This is a genomic window from Streptomyces tubbatahanensis (genome assembly GCF_022699385.1).
In the GTDB taxonomy this organism is placed as follows: Bacteria; Actinomycetota; Actinomycetes; order Streptomycetales; family Streptomycetaceae; genus Streptomyces; species Streptomyces diacarni.
In genome coordinates this window covers 3501891-3524371 of the sequence record NZ_CP093846.1, presented here as the reverse complement: position 1 = coordinate 3524371, position 22481 = coordinate 3501891, and the positions used below count along the sequence as shown (strand labels likewise).

The window sequence follows — 22481 nt, the reverse complement described above, 5'->3', positions numbered from 1 at the left end:
GTGGCCGTGACAGCCGAGGAACGCCTGTGCGCACCGCAGAACGACCGTGGACTCGACCGAGGCCCGACCGAGGCCCGGCCGCAGCTCAGCCGACGTCCGGCCGAAGTCCGGCCGAAGGGTTTCGGGGGAGCGGCGGAAGGGTGGCCGAAGGGCGAGGAAGACGGACCGGAGGGCGCGCGGGGACCCAGCGCGGTCAGCCGAGGCCCGCACGCGGCGCCAAGAGCACCTGGAGTTGACGTACACGGCTCAGGGGGAGGGCTATGGAAACCGAGTCGGAGCCCTATGTCCGCCTTGCCAGCCTGCGTCAGCTGCATCACGTCGTGGCGCGGCTCAGCACGGCGCGGAGCCTCGCCGACACGCTCCAGACGGTCGCCGACGGCGTGGTCGAGGGGCTCGGCTTCGAGATCGCCGCGGTGAACCTGGTGCGTGCCGAGGGCGATCTGGTCGTCGCCGCTGTGGCGGGCAGTCCGGCGGCGGAGGCGATGATGGCGGGCCGTGTCGGCCCCCGCGCCTCCTGGGAGCGCCGGCTGGCGATGGGCGAGCAGTGGGGAGCGCTCCGGTTCGTTCCCTACACCGAGGGCTGGGTGCTGGACGACGACGACGTCCCGCAGTGGCACTCGCCCTCCCCGGTGCGCCAGACGCCCGACGCCTGGCACCCCATGGACCGGCTCTTCGCCCCGCTGCGCGCCTCGGACGGCGAGCTGCTCGGCGTCCTGTCCGTCGACAGGCCGCGCAACGGCCGCCGTCCGGGAGCCTGGGGGTGCGAGGCGCTCCAGATGTACGCGTCGCAGGCCGCCATCGCCATCAGCAACGCCCGGCTGCGCTCGAACATGCAGCGGGCCCTGGTGCGGCTGGAGCGTGAGCAGCAGGCGCTGCGCTCCAGCGAGGAGAGCTTCCGGCAGGCCTTCGAGTACGCGCCGAGCGGCATGGCCGTCGCGGAGATGGGCGGGGACGAGCACGGGCGGCTGCTGCGGATCAACGACGCGCTGTGCCGGCTGCTGGGCCGTCCGGCGTCCGCGATGCGCCGCTACTCCTTCTCCGACCTCGTCCACCCCGAGGACATCGGCACGCTGTTGAACACCTTCGCGGAGGGGGGCAGGGCGGAGCTGCGGCTGGCGCGGCGTGACGGCTCGTACGTGTGGGTCTCGCTGCGCAACTCGGTCGTCGCCGACGCCGCCGACGGGCCGCGCTATCTGCTCACCCACGTCGAGGACATCGAGGAGCGCAAGCGGCACGAGTTGCAGCTCGCGCACCGCGCCAGCCACGATGCGCTGACCGGCCTGCCCAACGGTGCCGAGCTGCGTGCCCGGCTCAGCAACAGGCTCTGCTCGCTGGGCGAGCGGACGGCAGGGGGGCACGGCCACGGCCCGACCGCCGTACCGACGGGAGGCCGCCCGGACGACGGGTACGGGCACGGGAACGGTTTCGCGGGGCACGGGTACGCGGCGGGTCCCGGTTCCGAACACGGTTACGAGAGCGGCGACGGGTTCTGGGATCTGGAGGGCCTGGGCGGCGGGCCGGGGGGTCCGCACGTTCCGCACGCCCCCGATGCCCAGAACGGGATATTCGGCTCAGGGAACGGATTCGGGAACGGATTCGGGCCCGGGAACGGATTCGGGTCCGGGAGCGGATTCGGGCCAGGGAACGGGTTCGGGCCCGGAAGGGGATCGGGTGCCGCCCCACCGGACCCCCACCATGTGCACACGGTGCCGCCGAAGGGCGACGGGCCCGGTGAGAAGGGGCTCGCCGTCCTCTTCTGTGATCTGGACGGTTTCAAGTCCATCAACGACCGCCACGGGCACCACTGCGGCGACGCCGTGCTCATCGAGGTCGCCCGCCGCCTGTCGGACGCCGTGCGGGACGACGACACGGTCGCCCGGCTGGGCGGCGACGAGTTCGTGGTGCTGGCCGACGGGCTGGGTCCCACGGAGGCCCAGGACCTCGCGGTCCGGCTGCGGAACGCGATCATCCCGCCGATGCAGGTCGACGGCCGTTCGGTCCGGGTAGGTGCCAGTTTCGGCATCGGCTGGGCGGGCTGCGGGATGACGACCGAAGAGGTCCTGCAATCCGCTGACCAGCGGATGTACGTGGAGAAGCGGTCCCGCTCCAAGGGGCAGCGCAGGGCGGGATAGCACACACGGGGCCGATCGGCCACGACCGTGCCAAGCGGTTCGCCCAAGAGAGGTAGGCTCGCCCGGATACCTGACGCAGTAGGGAGTGAAGGGATGACCGCCGAGAACCACGGCACGGGTGCCCCGTCGGAAGGGGGAGACGAGGACCCGTTCGCCTATCTGTACCGGCAGGAGGGCGGCGCGCAGCAGCCCGCCGCGTCCGGCCAGCAGCCCGGCGTCCCCCGCCGCTCCTTCAACCAGGTCCGTGCGGTCGGTGAGCGGCAGTACGGCTACGGCTACCCGCAGCAACAGCAGCGTTCGGGCTACGGCTATCCGCAGCAGCAGTCGGCTTCCTACCAGCCCTCCGGCGCTCCCCAGCAGCAGTCCGGGTACGGCTACCCGCAGCAGCCCCCGCCTCCGGGGCACCAGCCCAGCCCGCACTACGCGGCGCCCGAGACGATGCCGGGTGGCCGGGCGGCGGCGCGGCAGCAGGGCGGTCCCGGCGGTCCCGGGCGTGGCAGGCGCAACCGCACGGGTCTGCTGGTGGGGGCGATAGCCGTGGTCGCCGCCGTGGTGATCGGTATCGGCGCCGCGATCGTCTTCAACGAGGACGACGCGGACGATCCGCAGGCCAAGGACCAGCAGAGTGCGCAGCAGGACGATCCGAAGCAGGGCAACGACGGCAGCGCGGACGGCGAGAAGAACGACAAGCCGTCGCCCAAGGCGCTGCCCAAGGAGGACGCGGCCAGTCTCACGCTCGACGGCAGCGCCACCGCCGCCAAGGACGTGGAGGGCGCCAAGGGCCGCGGCGGCACGTATGTGGGGGGCATGAACCAGCCGGGTGCCTCGGCGACCTGGGAGCTGAAGGACGTGCCGGCGGCGGGCAAGTACACCCTCCACGTCCGCTACGGCGTGCCCGGCAAGGACGCGAACGCCACCCTCACCATCAACGGTGAGCCGGAGAGCCGTCCGCTGCGGATGAAGAACTTCTCCGGGGCGAAGAAGGGCGACTGGGAGCACGGCTGGCAGAACACCTGGTCGAACATCCAGCTCAAGAAGGGCCAGAACAGCATCAAGATCTCGTGCGAGGAGGGCAACAAGTGTGACGCCAACCTCGACCAGGTCTGGCTGGAGAAGGGCTGGAACCAGGGCTGACCCCGTCGGCGGCGGGGCCGTGAGCCAATAGCCGGCAGAGCCTCTGCCGCCGTCACGGGGCCCCACCGGGGCACGGAGCCGCGGGCCCCGCGGGGCACGGAGCCGCGTGCCCCGCGTCCCGTGTCCGGCGTCTCGTGTCCCGCGCCCAGTAAAAGGGCTCTACCGGTTCACGGCGCCTCGGAAGGGCCCCGCCGGTTCACGGCGCCTCGGAGCGGCGTACGCGTACCGACGGCAGCATCGTCGCGTACGTCGGCTCGTCGAACTCGCCCGCCACGGGGGAGCGGACCGTGGCGGCGGACAGCGCGACGGCGCGGGCCAGCCGGTCCGGCCAGGGCAGGCCTTCGGCGAGGCCCGAGAGCAGCCCGGCGACCGCCGAGTCGCCCGCCCCCGTCGGGTTGCCCGCCAGCCGCTCGGGCACCGCCGCGCTCCAGGCGCCGTCCTGGGTGACCAGCAGCATCCCGTCCGCGCCGAGCGAGGCCGCGACCGCGTGGGCGCCGCGCCGCTGCGCCGCGCGGGCCGCGCGCAGTGGTTCCGCCGTGCCGGTGATCCCGGCCAGCTCCTCCGCGTTGGGTTTGACGATGTCGGGGCGCGCCGCGAGCCCGCGGCGCAGCGGTTCGCCGCTGGTGTCGAGCAGCACGGGGGTCCGCGCCGTGCGGGCCTCGCGTACCAGCGTCGCGTACGCGCCCACGGGGACGCCCGGCGGCAGGCTGCCGCACAGCGCGACCGCGCGGACGTCGCCGCCGAGCAGCTCGCGGTAGGCGGTGAGGAAGGTCTCCCACTCCTCGGGGGTCACGTGCGGGCCCGGCTCGTTGAGCTGGGTGGTGTCCCCGCTGCCCTCGTCGACGACGCCGACGGTGCGCCGGGTGCGTCCCGAGACGGGCACCAGCGCGTCGGTGACCCGCGCCGGGCCGTTCCGCCGCCCGGGGGCGGCGTCGGCCGCCAGGAGGCTGCGCAGGACGCGGCCCGTCTCGCCCCCGGCGAAGCCGGTGACGGCGGTCTCGAAGCCGAGCGCCGCGAGCACCCGTGCGACGTTGAGGCCCTTGCCGCCGGGGCGCTCGCTGACCTCCCGCACCCGGTGGGAGGCGTGCGGGACGAGGTGGGGCACGCGATAGGTCAGGTCGAGGGCGGCGTTGAGCGTGACGGTCAGGATCATCCGCTCGCACCACCCTCACCCGTCGGACAACGGCTCATGACACCAAACCCACGACGAAACGACACCGCGGCCGGAGCGACCGCGCGAGCGATCATGCCATTGGAACGGCGGCCCGGCGACCCCCCGTGCCAGCTCAGGGGGTGTGCGGGGGCACCACCCAGGCGCCGTGGCGCATGACGCCGGCCGGCTCGAACTGTTGATCAAGCACCACCAGGTCGGCCAGCTTGCCGGGCTCCAGCGAGCCCACACGGTCGGCCACGCCCAGCAGCCGCGCCGGGTTGGCGGACAGTGCGGCGACCGCGTCGGTGACCGGCAGCCCGTCGACGGTGACCGCCCGCTTGAAGGCGCGGTCCAGGGTCAGGGTGGAGCCCGCGATCGAGTCGCCCTCGACCAGCCGGGCCACACCCTCGCGGACCTCGACCTCCAGATTGCCCAGCGGGTAGCGGCCGTCACCCATGCCGGCCGCGCCCATGGCGTCGGTGATGAAGGCGACCCGGTCGGCGCCTGCGGCGCGGAACGCCAACTGGAGCGCCGCGGGGTGCAGGTGGATGCCGTCGTTGATCAGTTCGACGGTGACACGGGGGTCCTCCAGCAGCGCGGTCACCGGGCCGGGGGCGCGGTGGCCGAGCGGCGGCATGGCGTTGAACAGGTGGGTGGCCACCGTCGCGCCGGCGTCGATGGCCTCCCTGGTGGACTCGTAGGTGCCGTCGGTGTGTCCGACGGCGGCGATGACGCCGCTGTCGGCCAGCAGCCGCACCGAGTCCAGGCCGCCGGGGCGCTCGGGGGCGAGCGTCATCATCACCGCGTGGCCGCGCGCGGCGTCCAGCAGCTTGCGCACGTCACCGGGGTCGGGGTCGCGCAGCAGCGACTCCTCGTGGGCGCCGCGCCGGTTGCAGGCGATGAAGGGCCCCTCGAAGTGGATGCCGGCCAACTCGCCCTGCTCGACCAGTTCGCTGAGGGATCCCGCCTGCCGGGACAGGTCGTCCAGGTCGCCGGTGACGGTGGAGGCGGCCATGGTGGTGGTGCCGTGTCTGCGGTGGGTGTCGATGACGGTCAGCGACTCCTCGTGGGTGCCCGCCGAGAAGGACGCGCCGCCGCCGCCGTGGACGTGGCAGTCGACGAAGCCGGGCACGATCCAGTGACCGCTCAGGTCGAGTTCCTCGGCCTCGCCCGGTCCCGCGCCGTCCACCAGGTGGCGGTCCTCGACGGTCACCGTGGCGTCTTCGCGCACCCCGCCCGGCAGCACCACACGGGCGCCGGTCAGCACCGTTCGCTTGCTCATCGGCTCGCAACCTCCGCGGTCAGTAGGTCCCAGGCGAGGAGGCCCGCACCCAGGCAGCCGGCGGCGTCACCGAGCGCCGCGGGCACGATGGCCGGGAGTGGCTGGAAGGTGACCCTCTCGCGGACCGCCTCCCGGAGCGGAACGAAGAGGGTGTCGCCCGCCTCGGCGAGGCCACCGCCGATGATCAGTGTGCGCGGGTCGAGCAGGGTGAGGCCCGTGACCAGGCCGGTGGCGAGCGCGTCGATCGCCTCGGCCCACACCTGCGCCGCGCGCGGGTCGCCCGACGCGACGGCCTTGGCGGCGTCCGCCGCCGTCGCCTGGGGATCCCCGCAGGCCTCGGCCCACGCCGCGCCAACCGCAGAGGCCGACGCGAGCCGCTCCAGGCAGCCGCGCTGCCCGCAGCCGCACGGGGGCCCGTCGGGGCGTACGACGATGTGTCCGATCTCCCCGGCGCTGCCGTGCGCCCCCGGCTCGACGGTCGTGCCGATGCCGATGGCGCCCGCGATGCCGGTGCCCAGCGGTACGAAGAGGTACCGGTCCACGCCCTCGCCCGCACCGATGCGGCCCTCCGCGAGCCCGCCGGTGCGCACGTCGTGGCCGAGCGCCACGGGCAGCGGCGGCAGTTCTTCGGCCCTGCCCCGGCCGAGGCGTTCGCTCAGCAGCGCGCGGAAGGGGACGTCGCGCCAGCCGAGGTTGGCGGAGAAGACGGCGACACCCCGCTCGTCGTCGACGATGCCGGGTACCGCCACCCCGGCGGCGGACGGCTCGGTGCCGTACCGCTCCAGGCCCACGGACCGCAGCTCGGCGGCGAAGTCGAGCACGCCCTCGACCACCGCCTCTGGGCCGCGTTCGCGGCCTGTCGCCCGCCGCGCCTCGTGCAGCAGCTCGTTGCCTGTGCCGATGAGGGCGGCCTTCATGCCGGTGCCGCCGACGTCGAGGGCGATGACGTACCGCGCGGCCGGCGTCGGGTGCGGGGGCCGCGTGGGGGGTGCGGTGGGGGCCTCGTCAGGGGTGCTCACGCGGGACAGTCTCCCGCGTGAGCACCGTAAAGGTCTAGTCCACTCCGGGGATCTTCTTCTCGCGCGCTCCCGCCCGGAGGCGCGGCCCCCGTTCCCCCGCGGCGGGTGCGGGCCTGTTCCCGTCCGTCGGATACGAGCCCGTGCGGGGGACATTCGGCAGGCCTCCGCGGGCGAAGGGGGGAGGCTAAATCATCCGAGCACGGAATTCTTTTACGGGAATCGAACGGAAGCCAAGCTGATTCCTTACCGGTACCGATCATCTGTAGACGGTGCGGGGGTCACGGAGGGAGACTCCCGCTCAACGGACCGGGGTTGGTGGTGCCAGGGGGATGGGTGGTGCCAGAGGGTCCGCGGCACGGAGCACGTTCTGAGGGTTCGCAGGCTCTAAAGGGGCAGGGAAGCAGATGGATCGGCGTCGATTTCTGGGTATGGCCGCGACCGGGGTGGCCTCAGCGGCGGGAATGACCGCTCTGAGCGGCTGCGGCAGTGGCCCTGGATCCGGCGATGTCACGTTGAAGCTCGTCGCGGCCGACTACGGCAACCCGGGGGCGAACAACAGCTCGAAGATCTACTGGCGGAAACTCGCCGACGCCTTCACCCGTAAACACCCCGAGATCTCCGTCGACGTCACCGTGTACAGCTGGAACGACATCGGCAAGAAGCTCGGCGACATGGTCGACTCCGGCAACCCGCCCGACATCGCCCAGGTCGACTCGTACGCCAGCTGGGCCGCCGAGGGAAAGCTCTACAAGGTCAGTGAGCTGCTCCCGATACCCGACCAGGCCGAATTCCTCGTCTCGCTCGCCGAGGCCGGCGAGGTGCAGCGCGTCCAGTACGGCCTGCCGTTCGTCACCAGCACCCGGGTCCTGATGTACAACAAGGACCTCTTCGCCAAGGCGGGGCTCGACCCGGACAAGCCGCCGGAGAGCTGGGAGGCGCTCAAGTCGGCCGCCCGCAAACTCAAGCAGGCCGGGGTCGAGATCCCCTACGGACTGCCGCTCGGCCCGGAGGAGGCCCAGGGCGAGGCCCTGATGTGGTGCCTGGGCAACGGCGGCTCCTACGTCGACAGCGTCGGCAACTACACCCTCAACTCTCCCGAGAACATCGAGACGATGGAGTGGCTGCGCGACAACCTCGTCGTGCCCGGCTACACGGAGCCCGACCCGCAGCGCGTCGACCGCCAGCAGCTCTTCGAGGCGTTCAGCGCCGGCAAGGTCGGCGTCCTGAACGGACACCCCACCCTGGTGCAGCAGGCCGACAAGAAGGGCCTCGCCTACGGCACCGGCAAGCTGCCGGGCCGGGACGGGCCCGCGGACGGCACCCTGGGCGTCGGCGACTGGATGATGGCCTTCAAGAAGAACGACCACCGCGAGGCGTGCGGCAAGTTCCTCTCCTTCGTCTACGAGGAGAAGAACCACTACGCCTTCGCCTCCCGGTACGGGCTGCTGCCCGTGACCACCAGCGCCTCGGAGCGGATGCGCAAGGACAAGAAGCACAAGAAGCTGTGGCCCTTCCTCGACCAGCTCGCCGGCGCCGAGTTCTACCCGGTGGGCAAGGTCTCGTGGACCGGCACCAACGCCGCCCTCAAGAAGTCCGTCGGCAAGGCCGCGATGAAGGGCGGCGACCCCAAGGCCGTGCTGACCGCGCTCCAGCGCAAGGCGGAAGCGGCCGAGAAGGCGGAGTCGTAGCGGCAGTCGTGAAGGCGGGGCGTGGGGACGCAGTCGTGAAGGCGGAGTCGCAGGGGCGCCGTACCGTGGAGGGATGAGCGCACCGAACGGGGACACCGGCGAGGAGGAGGACGCCCGCACGGGAGACCGCGGCGCGGAGCCCGCGGGCGACGGTGCCGCGGCGGGTCTCTCGGACGAGGACAGGGCCGTGCTGGCCTTCGCCGCGCGCGGCTGGCCCTCGCCCGGTGCCAAGGAGCGGGCCGTCAGGGAACGGCTCGGCATGTCTCCGGTCCGCTACTACCAGTACGTGAACGCCCTGCTCGACGACGCGCGGGCAGCGGAGTACGACCCCGTGACGGTCAACAGGCTGCGGCGGCTGCGGCAGGCGAACCGCGACCGTACCCGCTGACGTATCCGTTGACGCGACGTACCCGTTGACGCGACCGCACCCGCTGCGGGCCGCGGCGGCGCCGGCCTGGTTAGGGTGCGGTCATGTCGCCTGAATCCCTGCCCGAGCCGCGGACGCAGGAGGGGCGCGCGGGGCTCGCCGCGCTCCGCGCCGAGCCCGAACGCGCCGTACTGGCCTTCGATTTCGACGGGACCCTGGCGCCCATCGTCGCCGACCCGCGAGCGGCGCGCGCCCACCCCGACGCGGTGCCGGCGCTCGCCCGGCTGGCCCCGCGCCTGGCGGGCATCGCGGTGATCACGGGGCGCCCCGCGGCCGACGCCGTGCGCTTCGGCGGCTTCGAGGGCGCGGCCGGGCTCGAAGGACTGACCGTCCTGGGCGCCTACGGTGCGGAACGGTGGGAGGCGGCCGACGGCTCCGTCCGCGCGCCCGAGCCCCCGCCCGGGGTGGCCGCCGTCCGGACCGAACTCCCCGCGCTGCTGCGCCGGGCGGGCGCGCCGGACGGTACCTGGACGGAGGACAAGGGCAGGGCGCTCGCGGTGCACACCCGGCGCACGGCCTCCCCCGACGAGGCCCTCGACCTCCTGCGCGCCCCCCTGCACGCCCTCGCCGAGCGGCACGGGCTGATGGTCGAGCCGGGCCGCATGGTCCTCGAACTGCGGCCCCCCGGCGCGGACAAGGGCGCCGCGCTGGCGGACTACGTACGCGAGAAGCGCGCGGGCGTCGTCGCCTACGCGGGTGACGACCTGGGCGACCTGCCCGCTTACGAGACCGTCACCGCCTTGAGGGGTGAGGGAGTACCGGGCCTGCTGCTCTACAGCGCTCCGCAGGCCGGGAACGAGACCGTCCCCGGGCTCGCCGAGCGCGCGGATATGACGGTACGGGGCCCGGCTGGCCTGGTGCGCTGGCTGAGCGGCCTCGCGGCGGGGCTCACCGCGTCACGCTAGCTCCCGCAGCTGGTCGAGGAGCCAGCGGGTGGGCGGGTGCGCGGTGGCCGTCTCGGCCAGACGGCGGGAGTGCGAAGCCCTGGTGGGCGCGTCGAGCCGGAGCGCCGCGTGCACGGCGTCCGCCGTCTGACGCACGTCGAACGGATTGACGCAGAACGCGTCGGCCGCCATCTCCTCGTGCGCGCCCGCCTCCCGCGAGAGCACCAGCGCGCAGCCCTCGTCCGAGACGACGGGGATCTCCTTGGCGACGAGGTTCATCCCGTCGCGGATGGGGTTCACGAGCGCGACGTCCGCCATCCGGTAGGCCGCGAGCGACCGCGCGAAGTCGTCCTTGACGTGCAGCACGACGGGCGTCCACCCGGGGGTGCCGAAGGCGGAGTTGATCTCTTCGGCGACCCGGCCGACCTCGGCGGTGTAGTCGCGGTAGACGGCGAGGTCCTGGCGCGAGGGGTAGGCGAAGGCGAGGTGGACGACGTGCTCGCGCCACTCGGGGCGGTCGGTGAGCAACCGCCGGTAGGCGTGCAGGCCGCGCACGATGTTCTTGGACAGCTCGGTGCGGTCGACCCGCACCAGGGTCCGGCGCGGCAGCCCGTCGGGTCCGGTGCCCACCTGGTCCCGCAGCTGGGCCATCCGTTCCGCGACGTCGTCACGGTGCGCCCGCTCGCGCAGGAAGTCGCCGTCGGCGCCCAGCGGGTGCACCCCGATCCGGGTGGTGCGGCCCTCGTACGTCACCGCCAGGGTGCCGCCCTCCCCGGTGACGTCCGCGCCGAGAACCCGCTCGCAGCACTCGGTGAACAGACGCGCCCAGCGGGTGGTCAGGAACGCGGTGCGGTCGGCGCCGAGCATGCCGCGCAGGACGCGCGCCGCCACGTCGTCGGGCAGCATCCCGTAGTAGTCGGCGGGCGCCCAGGGGGTGTGCGAGAAGTGGCCGATCCGCAGGTCGGGGCGGCGCTCACGCAGGAGCAGGGGGACGAGGGTGAGGTGGTAGTCCTGCACCAGCACGGTGGCGCCCTGCTCGGCCTCCTGCGCGAGGGCGTCGGCGAAGGCGGCGTTGTACGTCTCGTACCGCGCCCACTGGTCGGTGAAGCCGTCATCGAACGCGGGTTCGAGTGACGTCTGGTACAGCATGTGGTGGGTGAACCACAGCACCGAGTTGGCTACGCCGTGGTAGGCCGCCTCGAACGTCTCCGCCGGGATGTCGAGCATCCGCACGGTCTGGCCCCCGGTCTCCGCGCGGTCCAGGCGGCCGCCCGTGCGCCGGGCCGCCTCGCGGTCGCCCTCGCCGAGCGCCGCGCACACCCACACCGCGTCCGTCCCGGGCCCGATGGCCGACAGTCCGGAGACGAGGCCGCCGCCGCCGCGCTTGGCGGTGAGCGTGCCGTCCTCCGCGCGCGTGTAAGACACGGGCCCGCGGTTGGACGCGACGAGTACCTGCGACGACACGGGGGACGACGCGGAAGAAGCGGAGGACGAGGCCTTCGGTGATGTTGCTCCAGCGACCATGCGCGGAGCCTAGCCGTCCCCGAATCCGCTCAAACGTACGCGTGGCCGCCGAACCACCCGCGCGTGGCGAACCCGGACACGCTCCGCCCGCGCGTGGCGAACCCGGACACGCTCCGCCCGCGCGTGGCGTACCCGGACCCGCTCCGCGTGCGGCGCCGTCACGCCGCCACCCGCCGTTGCCCGTATTCGGGCACCGTGCACATCGGCGGGCGCTCCTCCGCGTCCACCAGGTGGCCGCGCGGCTCGAAGCTGCCCCCCTCACCCCGCTCGAACTGGGTCAGCGGCGTCACCCCCGACCGTCCGCCCAGCACGCTCGGACCGTCGCGGTGACCGCCCGGTCCGCCGTCGAGACCGACCCCGCGTTCGATGCGGCGCTGCGCCGTGGCGTAGATGGCGGTGGCCATCCGGCCCAGCGCCAGCCCGTCCTGGTTGCGGTGCAGGCGCACCCCCACGTCGACCTGGGCCAGCGCGTCGAGGCCGACCAGCTCCAGCGCGTCGACGAGCAGCCCCAGCTCCACCCCGTACCCGACCGGGAACGGCAGCTGCTCCAGCAGCGACCTGCGTGCCGCGTACTCGCCGCCCAGCGGCTGCACGAGGCCGGCCAGGCGCGGCCAGTGCAGGTTGAGCAGGGGCCGCGCCACCAGCTCGGTCACCCGCCCGCCGCCCGCCGGGCTGTCCCGCAGCGGACGGTCGTACATCGCCTTGACCAGCTGCACGTCGGGTTCCGTCAGCAGCGGGCCGACGATGCCGGTGACGAAGTCGGGCGAGAACTCGCGCAGGTCGGCGTCGACGAAGCAGACGATGTCACCGCGCGTCACCATCAGTGAGCGCCACAGCACCTCGCCCTTGCCGGGCCTGGCCGCTACCCGGGGCAGCACCTCGTCACGGTGCACGACCCGGGCCCCGGCCGCCGCCGCGACCGCGCCGGTGGCGTCGGTGGAGCCCGAGTTCATCACGATCACCTCGTCCACCAGGGATGTTCCGGTGGCCGGGTGGGGGGTGGCCAGCTCGCGGCGGATGATCGAGACGATGTCGCCGACGGTGGCTTCCTCGTTGAGCGCGGGCAGCACCACGCTGACCGTGGTGCCGGCGCGTCGCTTGGCCGCCAGGAGCGCCTCAAGCGGCCGGTCGGCGGCGCGCCAGGAGCGGCGCCGCAGCCATTGGCCCACTTCATCGAGCACGAGCGCGCCTTCCTGTGGTCCGACTGGGGGGCTACGGACGGTCAGCGGTGATCCATCTCGCGGTTCGGACGTCCCTCTCAAGCGTGACCGCCGTCGGTTACAGTCTTGAACAACGCAGGTGACCTCCGCATCTCGGGGGCCCGCGAACAAACGCCCGAGCGGCCCGACCGCGCGGCGCCATAGTGCAGCTCATCCAGAGGGGCAGAGGGAACGGCCCGTTGAAGCCCCGGCAACCATCCCGCGATCCGCGCGTACGCGGACAGCTGTGGCGAGACCGCCTCGTGGGGACGGTGCCAATTCCGGCCCGTGGCGAGATACGACACGGGGAAGATGAGGAGAAAGGGCCTCGCCTCACATGGCTGTGCAAACCGTTGCAGCGAACAGCACCACCGCCTCCGACGCCTCGGCGCCCTACGACCTGGGCGCGGCCGTCGCCCTCTCCTGCCGCGAGTGCGGCACCCGCACCCCGCTGGGCCCCAGCTTCGTGTGCCTGGAGTGTTTCGGCCCGCTGGAGGTCGCCTACGAGCTGCCGACCGGTGACCCGGAGGGGCTGCGCAGGCGCATCGAGTCAGGGCCCGCCTCGATGTGGCGCTACGCACCGCTGCTGCCGGTGCCCGCCGACGTCGCCGCCAAGCCGAACCTCAACCCCGGCTTCACGCAGCTGGTGCGGGCCGACCGGCTCGCCGCCGAGCTGGGCGTGACCGGCGGGCTCTACGTCAAGGACGACTCGGGCAACCCCACCCACTCCTTCAAGGACCGCCCGGTCGCCATCGCCCTGGAGGCCGCCCGCGCCTTCGGCTTCACCACGCTGTCCTGCTCCTCGACCGGCAACCTGGCCGGCGCCGTGGGGGCGGCCGCCTCCCGTGCGGGGCTGCGCAGCTGCGTGTTCATCCCCGACGGGCTCGAACAGTCCAAGGTCGTGATGGCCGCGGTCTACGGCGGCGACCTGGTGGCGATCGACGGCACGTACGACGACGTGAACCGCTTCTGCTCCGAGCTGATCGGCGACCCGCTCGGCGAGGGCTGGGGCTTCACCAACGTCAACCTGCGGCCCTTCTACGCCGAGGGCTCCAAGTCGCTGGCGTACGAGATCTGCGAGCAGCTCGGCTGGCGGCTGCCCGACCAGATCGTCATCCCCGTCGCCTCGGGATGCCAGCTCGTGAAGATCGACAAGGGGCTGCGCGAGCTGATCAGCCTCGGGCTCGTCGAGGACAAGCCGTTCCGGATCTTCGCCGCGCAGGCCGAGGGCTGCTCGCCGGTCTCCCGCGCCTACAAGGACGGGACGAACGCCGTGCGCCCCGTCAAGCAGCCCGACACCGTCGCCAAGTCCCTCGCCATCGGCGACCCCGCCGACGGTCCGTACGTCATCGACATCTGCAAGCGGACCGGCGGAGCCGTCGACGACGTCGATGACGAGCAGATCGTGGACGCCATGAAACTGCTCGCACGGACGGAGGGCGTGTTCGCGGAGACGGCGGGCGGCGTCACGCTGGGCGTGACGCGCAAGCTGATCGAGTCGGGCGCGATCGACCCCACCCTGACGACGGTGGTCCTCAACACCGGCGACGGCCTCAAGACGCTGGACGCCGTGGCGCCCTCTTCCCGGCCCACCGCCGTCATCCGGCCCAACCTCGACGCGTTCCGCGCCGCCGGCCTGGCCTGACCAGCCGCTTCACGCGCCGGCCCGCGGCAACCCCCTCACACGTAAGGAAGATGCGAAACATGAGCGTGAACGTCCGGATCCCGACCATCCTGCGCACCTACACCGGCGGCCAGGCGGAGGTCACCGCCGAGGGCGGCACCCTCGCCGAGGTGCTGTCGGACCTGGAGCAGAACCACACGGGGATCAGCGCCCGCGTCCTCGACGACACGGGCAAGCTGCGCCGTTTCGTGAACGTCTACGTCAACGACGACGACGTCAGGTTCGAACAGGGCCTCCAGACGCCCACGCCGGACGGCGCGGGCGTCTCCATCATCCCGGCGGTGGCCGGCGGCTGATCGTCCGGCGGTCGATCGTCCGGTGGCCGGACGTTCGGCTTCTGGGATCCGACCGACCACGGAATCGCCCCCTCCGGATCAAATGCGGAGGGGGCGATTCCGCGTTTCGGAAGGCGGTAGAGTGGCGGCAGTTTCCCGAGGTGCCGCACCGCCGCTTGCCGGACGCATATGAGCGCGTGAACGGCGGTGCGACAAGTTGGCGCCGAAAACGCTGTGGCAATTGTCGGGTTGACCCCGTATGCCTGGCCCGACTTGCCCCGGTGGCACCGCAGTTGAGGCGGTTTTTCCGATCAACCGTGCCCAGAATTCTCGTCCGATTGACCTGTTGCACAGGGCGTCCGTGCAGATACATTCAGCGGCGGTCGACGCGTTCCGGCGCACGCCCCCGCTCGCTCGTGGGGGTGAGGTCTGACCCGGGTTCGCGAAGTGCGGGCTCGTGCAAGGGCCAGTAATAGGGGAGTTAGGAATGGCTCAGGGCACCGTCAAGTGGTTCAACGCGGAGAAGGGGTACGGCTTCATCGCGGTCGACGGTGGTGCGGACGTGTTCGTCCACTACAGCGCGATCCAGATGGACGGGTACCGCACTCTCGACGAAGGACAGCGGGTCGAGTTCGAGATCTCGCAGGGTCAGAAGGGGCCGCAGGCGGACATGGTCCGCGTGACCGGCTGAGTGTCGCCGGACTGCGCGGAGGCGCAGACCTCGAACAGTAAGGGGCCGCACCCTGCGGGGTGCGGCCCCTTACTGATGCCCGAATCCACTCGGGACGCGGCGCACGGAGACTCCTCGGAGCCGCTTGCCCCCACCCTCCCCCAGCCTCCGGCCGGGAGGTGCCCCCACCGACCCCCACCCCTCATGGAGACTCCTTCGGAGCCGCTTGCACTCAGCATGCCCGAGTGCTAATCATTGGGTTAGCACTCTACGAGTGAGAGTGACAGACAAGGACCGGGTCGGTGAGGTCCGCGGGCTGGGCGGGGAAGGGACCGCCGGGCCGCAGGCCGTCCGTCGCGGGCGCCACGCGGTCCGGAGCAATCCAACCCTCCCCTTGCGTCGGGCATGGGGGAATCCAGGGAGGACCAACCCACATGGCCAAGATCATCGCCTTTGACGAGGAGGCGCGGCGCGGTCTTGAGCGTGGCATGAACCAGCTTGCCGACGCCGTCAAGGTCACGCTCGGCCCGAAGGGCCGCAACGTCGTTCTGGAGAAGAAGTGGGGCGCCCCCACCATCACCAACGACGGCGTCTCCATCGCCAAGGAGATCGAGCTCGAGGACTCCTACGAGAAGATCGGCGCCGAGCTGGTCAAGGAGGTCGCCAAGAAGACGGACGACGTGGCCGGTGACGGCACGACGACCGCGACCGTCCTGGCTCAGGCGCTGGTCCGCGAGGGGCTGCGCAACGTCGCCGCGGGTGCCAACCCGATGGCGCTCAAGCGCGGCATCGAGAAGGCCACCGAGGCCGTCTCCGCCGCCCTGCTGGAGCAGGCCAAGGACGTGGAGACCAAGGAGCAGATCGCCTCCACCGCCTCCATCTCCGCCGCTGACACCCAGATCGGCGAGCTGATCGCCGAGGCCATGGACAAGGTCGGCAAGGAAGGCGTCATCACCGTCGAGGAGTCGCAGACCTTCGGGCTCGAGCTGGAGCTCACCGAGGGCATGCGCTTCGACAAGGGCTACATCTCCGCCTACTTCGCCACCGACATGGAGCGCATGGAGGCGGAGCTCGAGGACCCCTACATCCTCATCGTCAACTCCAAGATCAGCAACGTGAAGGACCTCCTTCCGCTGCTGGAGAAGGTCATGCAGTCGGGCAAGCCGCTGCTGATCATCGCGGAGGACGTCGAGGGCGAGGCCCTGTCCACGCTGGTCGTGAACAAGATCCGCGGCACCTTCAAGTCCGTCGCCGTCAAGGCCCCGGGCTTCGGCGACCGCCGCAAGGCCATGCTCGGTGACATCGCCATCCTCACCGGTGGCCAGGTCATCTCCGAGGAGGTCGGCCTCAAGCTGGAGAACGCCTCCCTGGACCTGCTGGGCCGCGCCCGCAAGGTCCAGATCACCAAGGACGAGACCACCATCGTCGACGGTGCGGGCGACAGCGAGCAGGTCGGGGGCCGGGTCAACCAGATCCGCGCCGAGATCGAGAACAGCGACTCGGACTACGACCGCGAGAAGCTCCAGGAGCGCCTGGCGAAGCTGGCCGGCGGCGTGGCCGTCATCAAGGCCGGTGCCGCCACCGAGGTCGAGCTCAAGGAGCGCAAGCACCGCATCGAGGACGCCGTTCGCAACGCGAAGGCGGCCGTCGAGGAGGGCATCGTCGCCGGCGGTGGCGTGGCCCTGCTGCAGGCCTCCTCGGTCTTCGAGAAGCTGGAGCTGGAGGGCGACGAGGCCACCGGTGCCGCCGCCGTCAAGCTGGCTCTGGAGGCCCCGCTCAAGCAGATCGCGGTCAACGCCGGTCTCGAGGGCGGCGTCATCACCGAGAAGGTGCGCAACCTGACCCCGGGCCACGGCCTGAACGCGGCCACCGGCGAGTACGTCGACATGATCGCCGAGGGCATTCTCGACCCGGCCAAGGTGACGCGCTCCGCGCTGCAGAACGCCGCCTCCATCGCGGCGCTGTTCCTCACCACCGAGGCCGTCATCGCCGACAAGCCGGAGAAGGCCGCCGCCGGCGCCGACGCGGCTGCCGCCGGTGGCATGGGCGGCATGGACTTCTGAGTCCGGCCTCCCACGGGAGCCCCCACGGGGGCGTCCCACCGGATCCGTCCACCCCGAGGGCGGGCACCCGCGCGGGTGCCCGCCCTCGGGCGTGTGCGCGAGCGCGCCTCAGCCGACCTCCACGTCCGCGAAACACAGGTGGCCCTCGATCTCGGAGACCTGGGCGTGCGGTTCGGGGTAGGACCAGGCGACGTCCTGCGCGCTGCCGTCGGCCAGTGACCAGTAGGAGGCGGTGCCCTTGAAGGGGCAGCGGGTGCGGGTCTCGGACGGGATCAGCAGGTCCGTGCGGACGTCCTCGGGCGGCAGGTAGTAGCGCACCGGATAGCCGGTCTCGCTCAGCAGCAGGGGGCGGTCGCTGTCCGCCAGCACCTGCCCCGCGTGCGTCGCCCGTACGTGTTCGGTGCCTTCTTCGATGGTGATCGTGTGGCCTGCGGCGGACATGTGCGGTCCTTTCTTCGCTGCGGCGGCGACCGTGTGTGCGGTCGCGGACCCGGGACTGCCGGCGAACCGTCTGGGCGCCCAGCCTCTCACCGCGGGGCGTCCGTCGGAGGGCGCCCCGGGCCCCCGAGCCCGAAGAGGGCCAGCGAGGCCGCGTCCAGCCCGGTCATCTCCACCGGCACGGTCCTGTGCTTGTCCCAGTCGGCGCGGTCGAGACGGAAGCGGTGCAGGGGCCTGCGCCTGCCCTGGACGGCCTCCACCGTCAGCCCGTCGGGCCGGTAGCCGAGTTTCTCCGAGACCCTGCGCGAGCGCGCGTTGTCCGCCATAGCGGCCGAGGTCGCGCTGTGGGCGCCAAGCCCCGCGAAGGCCAGGTACAGCAGCGCGGCCCGCATCTCCGTGCCGAACCCCTGGCCCTGGTGGGCCATGCCGAGCCAGGATCCCGTGCGCGCCTCCCGTACGACGGCGAACGCGTCGGCCGACAGATCGCAGCGGCCGATCACTGTTCCGTCGTGCACCACGGCCGTGCTCAGCGTCCACGCGTCCTCGCGCCAGTCGGCGAGGGTGCCGAGCACATGCTGGAAGCAGCCGCGCCTGCGGCCCTCGGGGCTCGCCGCGGTCCAGGGGACGCTGAAGGGCATCTCGCTCTCGTCATGCACCTTGCCCGCGGCCAACTCGGCCATCGCGGTGAGCGTGTGGACGTCGGGGAGGCGGAGTTCGAGCCGGGGAGTGGTCAGGCGCAACCCGTAGAGGGGCCAGATGGTGGCTTCCATGGCGGGAGCCTGCCGAAGCGGGGGCGGGGCGTCGAACGAATAACCGCCGCCCGCCGCCGCACCGCCCCCCCCGCCTCGCCGGGCGCCCGTCCCTTTCGCGCCTCGCGGGGACGCCCGTCCCTGCGCGCCTCGCGGGGACGCCCGTCCCTGCGCGCCTCGCGGGGACGCCCGGCTTTCCGCCTCGCGGGGTGGGCGGCTTTCCGCTCCGCGGGGTGGGGGCCTCACAACCCCGCCGGGGTACGGCGTCACGCTTCGTCGGCCGCCTGGCCGCCGAGTAGTTGGGCGACGCCGTCGAGGAGGGCGGTGAGCCCCAGTTCGAACAGTTCGTCCAGGCGCAGGTCGTAGCCGTCGCGGCCCAGTGCGTCGACGACGCGGGTGAACGTCGGGTAGGCGCCGGAGGTGGTCAGCGCGTTCATTGTGGCGGACTGGTCCGCCAGCCACTCCTCGTCGGTCAGCCCCGTGGTGCTCCGGGCCGCGGTCTCGCGCTCCCACTGGACGGCGAGGCCCTGCACGTGGCTGTAGAGGAGGACGTTGACGTTCAGCATGGCCGCCGGGGACAGGCCGTGGCCGTCCAGCGCGGAGAGCATCCACTCGGAGTACGTCATCAGGTTGGGCAGCAGCAACGGGCGGGTGAGGGGGCCGATCTGGGCCAGCCAGGGGTGGGCGCGGTGCACCTGCCACAGGGCCCTGGCCCCGGCTTCCAGGCGGTCCCGCCAGTCGGCGGGGGCGCCCGGCGGGCGGTGCGGCAGCGGCAGGTCGGCGAGGACGGTGTCCGCCATCAGCAGCACCAGGTCGTCCTTGCCGCCCACGTACCGGTAGGCGGTCATCGTGGCGGTGCCGAGGCGGGCCGCCACGCTCCGCATGGACAGCGCGGACATGCCCTCCGCGTCGGCGATGCCGACGGCCGCCCGGACGACGCGCTCACGGGTCACCTCCGTCTCCCGGGAGGGGTGGCCGGTGGTGCGGTCTCCTGGCGGGGGCGCCGGGTGGCGCCGCTGTGTCGCGACGACGGTGCCGATCCGGGGCCTGGCCTGTACGAGTCCCTCCTGGCGCAGCACGGTCAGTGCCCTGGTCGCGGTGGCCAGTGCGACGTTCCACTCCTGGGCGAGCCGGCGGGTGGAGGGCACCCGTTCTCCGGGGGCCAGTTCGCCGTCGGTGATGCGGCGCCGCAGCTCCGCGGCGATTCGGGCGTACGGCGGCGGTGTGGTGTGCGCCACAGTGGCCTCCCTCCGTTGTCTGTCCTAGTACAGCGGCCACCGGCACCGAGAGCCCGCGACCTCTGCTGCGGCGCGTGCGCTGTCCTAGGTCAGGGCGGGATCGCGCGCATGGGCAACAGTGCGTGTACGCCGTACATTCAGTGTCGTGCCCCCGTCGGCGCGTACACCGTACGAAGGAGTCTCCCATGAGCACCGTCCTCATCTCCGGCGCGAGCGTCGCCGGCCTCACCCTCGCTTACTGGCTGCGCGAGCGCGGCTTGGAGCCGACCGTCGTCGAGCGCGCCCCCGCGCCCCGCCCGGGCGGCCAGGCCATCGACGTACGCGGCGTGGCACTCGACGTACTGGAGAGGATGGGCCTCCTCGGCGAGGCGCGCGCGGCCCGCACGCGGAGCGCGGAATGTCGATGCACGACGGTGACGGCAACGAGCTGTGGCGTTCGACGGAGATGACGTACAGCGGCGGGCGCCTGGACAGCGGCGACATCGAACTGCTCCGCGAGGATCTGACCGCCATGCTCCACCGGAGCGTGAAAGGGCGGGCCGCGTTCCTCTTCGGCACCTCGCTCACCGCGCTCGACCAGCGGCCCGACGGAGTGGCGGCCGTCTTCGCCGACGGCACCCGCCGCACCTTCGACCACGTCGTCGGCGCGGACGGCCTGCACTCGGGCGTCCGCCGTCTCGTCTTCGGCCCCGAGTCCGACCACCTCCACCACCTCGGCGCCCACGTGGCCGTCTTCACCACCGACAACTTCGCAGGCCTCGACAACTGGCAGGTCTGGTCGCAGGGGCAGGACGCCAGCTACTGCCTCTACCCGGTACGGGACAACACCGAACTGCGCGCCACCCTGGGCTTCATGTCGGGCCCGCTCGACTACGACCACCGCGACACCGGGCAGCAGCAGGCACTCCTCGCCGCGCGCCTGTCCGCCCTCGGCGGTGACACTCCGAAGCTGCTGGAGGCCATGAGGACCGCGCCGGACTTCTACTTCGACGCCATGGCGCAGGTCCGTATGGACCACTGGACGCGCGGACGCGTCGCGCTGGTCGGAGACGCCGGATACTGCTCCTCGCCGCTCTCGGGCCAGGGCACCAGCCTCGCACTGGCCGGCGCGTACGTCCTGGCCGACGAACTGGGCCGGGCCGCCGGCGACTTCGCAGCCGCCTTCGCCCGCTACGAGCGGCGCATACGCCCCTTCGTCGCTCTCAACCAGGCCCTGGCGACCGAGAATCCGGGCCAGGGCGCGTCCGAGGAGTCGCTGGAGCGGGCGAAGAACGCCCTGGAGCTGGACGCGGAAGGGGCGTGACGCGGAAGGGGCGTGAGGGGCCGGGGTGCCCGCGCGCGGCCTCCGCCCCCGCGCACCCAACTCCCCTCTCCATGAGCCCTCCATGGATACATGGGCGTTCGCGGGGGCATGTCTGGTGCGCAGGCGATCGCACCGCTTGCGGGCGTATGTACGTCTGCGTCCCTCAAGAGAACGGGAAGTGCAACGTGACCTCAACCTTCCGTCTCCCTCACGCCGTTGCGGCCGCCGTCGCCGTCGGGCTGGTCGGCGCGGCCACCGTCGGCGCGGCCGCCTCACCCGCGGCCACCACGGCCACCACCTCGACCACCAGCGCAGCCACCGCAGTCACCGCAGCCACCACCGGGAGCGGCCCGTCCTCTCCGGCCGCCTGGGCCGAGGAGGCGGCGAAGACCAACACCGTGCAGGCCGACCGCCACGACGTGCGGCAGTGGGAGCAGTTCCGGCTGCGCGGGAAGGTGACCGGGATCAAGGCGGGCGCGACCGTCCACCTCCAGCAGAAGCAGCACGGCACGTGGAAGACGCTGCCGGGGACCTCGGTCGTCAACCGTTCCCTGGACTACTCGATGCGCGTCAAGCTGGGCATCAAGGGGCTGAACCACGTCCGCACGGTGGTGGCGGGGCAGCCCTCCAACGCCGTGGCGGTGACCGTCCACTGAGATTCTCCGGGCCGCCGGAAAGCCGGGCCGCCGGAAAGCCGGGGGGCCGGGCCGCCGGGACGGGCGGTCCGGCCCGGCCGCTCGCCCCGCCGTGGGCCTCCACCCCGCGGCGGGGTAGTGCTAGGTACACCGGAGATACGGGCCCCAACCGTCTGGGGGACGCGCGGTCGCGCGGCGAGAGTGGAGGTATGACAACGACGACGCACGCGCAGATGAGGACGCCGGTATCCGCGCTCCCTGCCGACCGGGGCGGTCGCGGTGGGCGTTTCGGCCGCGAGGTGGGCTACCTGCTGTCGGGGCTGCCCCTGGGCATCGCCTCGTTCATCTTGATGATCACGGGCTTCGCCCTCGGCGTCTCCACGCTCATCCTCTTCGTCGGTGTCCCCGTGCTGGCCGGAACGCTGGCCATGGCGCGGTACCTGGCCCGGGTGGAGGCCGACCACATCGCCACCGTGACCGGCCGCCCGCTCCCCGCCAGGGCGGTGGCGCCAGGGCCAGGCCCGGGCCGGGCAGGCCGGTGGAGCGGTGTCCGCGATCCGCAGGCCTGGCGGGACCTGGTGCACGCCGTCATCGCCTTCCCGGCCCGCGTGGTGACCTTCTGCCTCACGCTGGCGTGGTTGGCGGGCGGTGTGGGCGGGGTGACGTACGGGCTGTGGTCCTGGCCGATCCCCCGTGACGACAGCGACGGCTGGGTCAATCTGGCGTTCGGGATGTCGGGGCGGGTGCCCGACATCGTCGGCAACCTGGTGCTCGGCGTCTTCCTCCTGGCGACGACGGTCCCGGTGGTGCGCGGACTGGCGACGGCGCAGGCGAGCCTGGGCCGGGTGCTGCTGCGGCGCGGCGACGTGTGAGACACGGCGCCGGTCCGTGCCGGGTGGTGGCCCGGCAGGCGCGCACGGGCCGTCGGCCGGCTCCGGCCGGCTCCGGCCGACACCGGCCGACTCCGAGTGGCTCCGGCCGACT

At 72.5% G+C, this 22481-nt stretch carries 21 protein-coding genes and 1 riboswitch; of the genes, 13 read left to right on the top strand and 8 right to left on the bottom strand.

All coding sequences use genetic code 11. From position 1 onward, the window contains the following. Positions 1 to 260: 260 nt before the first annotated feature. Both MMF93_RS15025 and MMF93_RS15020 read left to right on the top strand, forming a co-directional pair. Complete coding sequence (locus MMF93_RS15025) at positions 261 to 2132, top strand: GGDEF domain-containing protein (protein WP_242751779.1); 1872 nt, start codon at positions 261 to 263, stop codon at positions 2130 to 2132. A 93-nt stretch (positions 2133 to 2225) separates the two neighbouring features. Next, positions 2226 to 3266, top strand: coding sequence for a carbohydrate-binding protein (locus MMF93_RS15020; protein ID WP_242751778.1), 1041 nt, complete (start codon positions 2226 to 2228; stop codon positions 3264 to 3266). Between the two features lie 196 nt (positions 3267 to 3462). On the opposite strand, the gene MMF93_RS15015 is transcribed toward MMF93_RS15020, so the two are convergent. The 3 genes from MMF93_RS15015 to MMF93_RS15005 form a co-directional block, all read right to left on the bottom strand. Further along, on the bottom strand, positions 3463 to 4419 hold the full coding sequence (locus tag MMF93_RS15015; protein WP_242751777.1) for a 1-phosphofructokinase family hexose kinase: 957 nt from the start codon (positions 4417 to 4419) through the stop codon (positions 3463 to 3465). A gap of 133 nt (positions 4420 to 4552) precedes the next feature. Next, positions 4553 to 5701: an N-acetylglucosamine-6-phosphate deacetylase gene (gene nagA / locus MMF93_RS15010; RefSeq protein ID WP_242751776.1), complete on the bottom strand. Its 1149-nt coding sequence runs from the start codon at positions 5699 to 5701 to the stop codon at positions 4553 to 4555. After that, a complete protein-coding gene (locus tag MMF93_RS15005) occupies positions 5698 to 6645 on the bottom strand; it encodes an ROK family protein (RefSeq protein ID WP_274709540.1) in 948 nt (315 codons plus the stop codon). Before MMF93_RS15005 ends, nagA begins: the two co-directional genes overlap by 4 nt. A gap of 536 nt (positions 6646 to 7181) precedes the next feature. On the opposite strand from MMF93_RS15005, the gene MMF93_RS15000 reads away from it, so the two are divergent. From MMF93_RS15000 to otsB, 3 genes are all read left to right on the top strand, one after another. Beyond that, a complete protein-coding gene (locus tag MMF93_RS15000) occupies positions 7182 to 8408 on the top strand; it encodes an extracellular solute-binding protein (protein WP_479685626.1) in 1227 nt (408 codons plus the stop codon). A gap of 73 nt (positions 8409 to 8481) precedes the next feature. Then, entirely contained in the window at positions 8482 to 8796 is a 315-nt protein-coding gene (locus tag MMF93_RS14995) for a DUF3263 domain-containing protein (protein WP_242751774.1), read from the top strand. A gap of 83 nt (positions 8797 to 8879) precedes the next feature. Further along, entirely contained in the window at positions 8880 to 9740 is an 861-nt protein-coding gene (gene otsB / locus MMF93_RS14990; RefSeq protein WP_242751773.1) for a trehalose-phosphatase, read from the top strand. On the opposite strand, the gene MMF93_RS14985 is transcribed toward otsB, so the two are convergent. Continuing rightward, a complete protein-coding gene (locus MMF93_RS14985; protein ID WP_242751772.1) occupies positions 9732 to 11243 on the bottom strand; it encodes an alpha,alpha-trehalose-phosphate synthase (UDP-forming) in 1512 nt (503 codons plus the stop codon). The two genes, otsB and MMF93_RS14985, sit on opposite strands and share 9 nt — an antisense overlap. A 158-nt stretch (positions 11244 to 11401) precedes the next feature. Next, complete coding sequence (locus MMF93_RS14980) at positions 11402 to 12424, bottom strand: glucosyl-3-phosphoglycerate synthase (protein WP_242751771.1); 1023 nt, start codon at positions 12422 to 12424, stop codon at positions 11402 to 11404. 186 nt (positions 12425 to 12610) lie between these two features. After that, positions 12611 to 12761: riboswitch (SAM riboswitch) on the top strand. A gap of 18 nt (positions 12762 to 12779) precedes the next feature. Between MMF93_RS14980 and thrC the strand changes: the two genes are divergently transcribed. The 4 genes from thrC (at position 12780) to groL (ending at position 17134) form a co-directional block, all read left to right on the top strand. Next, entirely contained in the window at positions 12780 to 14087 is a 1308-nt protein-coding gene (gene thrC / locus MMF93_RS14975; RefSeq protein WP_242751770.1) for a threonine synthase, read from the top strand. Between the two features lie 59 nt (positions 14088 to 14146). Next, positions 14147 to 14422, top strand: a complete 276-nt coding sequence (locus MMF93_RS14970; RefSeq protein ID WP_114016164.1) for a MoaD/ThiS family protein — start codon at positions 14147 to 14149, stop codon at positions 14420 to 14422. Positions 14423 to 14888: 466 nt separating this feature from the next. Continuing rightward, positions 14889 to 15092, top strand: a complete 204-nt coding sequence (locus MMF93_RS14965) for a cold-shock protein (protein ID WP_016472377.1) — start codon at positions 14889 to 14891, stop codon at positions 15090 to 15092. A gap of 413 nt (positions 15093 to 15505) precedes the next feature. Beyond that, positions 15506 to 17134 carry a chaperonin GroEL gene (gene groL, locus MMF93_RS14960; RefSeq protein WP_114019938.1) on the top strand — a complete coding sequence of 543 codons (1629 nt, stop codon included), beginning with the start codon at positions 15506 to 15508 and terminating at the stop codon, positions 17132 to 17134. 108 nt (positions 17135 to 17242) lie between these two features. Here groL and MMF93_RS14955 read toward each other — a convergent pair whose 3' ends face one another. The 3 genes from MMF93_RS14955 to MMF93_RS14945 form a co-directional block, all read right to left on the bottom strand. After that, positions 17243 to 17575: a DUF427 domain-containing protein gene (locus MMF93_RS14955; protein WP_242751769.1), complete on the bottom strand. Its 333-nt coding sequence runs from the start codon at positions 17573 to 17575 to the stop codon at positions 17243 to 17245. Between the two features lie 86 nt (positions 17576 to 17661). Next, on the bottom strand, positions 17662 to 18342 hold the full coding sequence (locus MMF93_RS14950) for a GNAT family N-acetyltransferase (protein ID WP_242751768.1): 681 nt from the start codon (positions 18340 to 18342) through the stop codon (positions 17662 to 17664). Positions 18343 to 18587: 245 nt separating this feature from the next. Beyond that, complete coding sequence (locus MMF93_RS14945; RefSeq protein WP_242751767.1) at positions 18588 to 19559, bottom strand: TetR/AcrR family transcriptional regulator C-terminal domain-containing protein; 972 nt, start codon at positions 19557 to 19559, stop codon at positions 18588 to 18590. A 185-nt stretch (positions 19560 to 19744) separates the two neighbouring features. On the opposite strand from MMF93_RS14945, the gene MMF93_RS33495 reads away from it, so the two are divergent. From MMF93_RS33495 to MMF93_RS14930, 4 genes are all read left to right on the top strand, one after another. Then, positions 19745 to 20008 (top strand): FAD-dependent monooxygenase, encoded by a 264-nt coding sequence (locus tag MMF93_RS33495; protein WP_341483265.1) that lies wholly within the window; start codon positions 19745 to 19747, stop codon positions 20006 to 20008. After that, positions 19957 to 20862, top strand: a complete 906-nt coding sequence (locus MMF93_RS14940; RefSeq protein ID WP_341483264.1) for an FAD-dependent monooxygenase — start codon at positions 19957 to 19959, stop codon at positions 20860 to 20862. The genes MMF93_RS33495 and MMF93_RS14940 overlap by 52 nt, the downstream gene beginning before the upstream one ends. A 185-nt stretch (positions 20863 to 21047) precedes the next feature. Then, positions 21048 to 21518, top strand: coding sequence for a hypothetical protein (locus MMF93_RS14935; RefSeq protein WP_242751766.1), 471 nt, complete (start codon positions 21048 to 21050; stop codon positions 21516 to 21518). A 188-nt stretch (positions 21519 to 21706) separates the two neighbouring features. After that, complete coding sequence (locus MMF93_RS14930; protein WP_242751765.1) at positions 21707 to 22369, top strand: sensor domain-containing protein; 663 nt, start codon at positions 21707 to 21709, stop codon at positions 22367 to 22369. Positions 22370 to 22481: the final 112 nt, after the last annotated feature.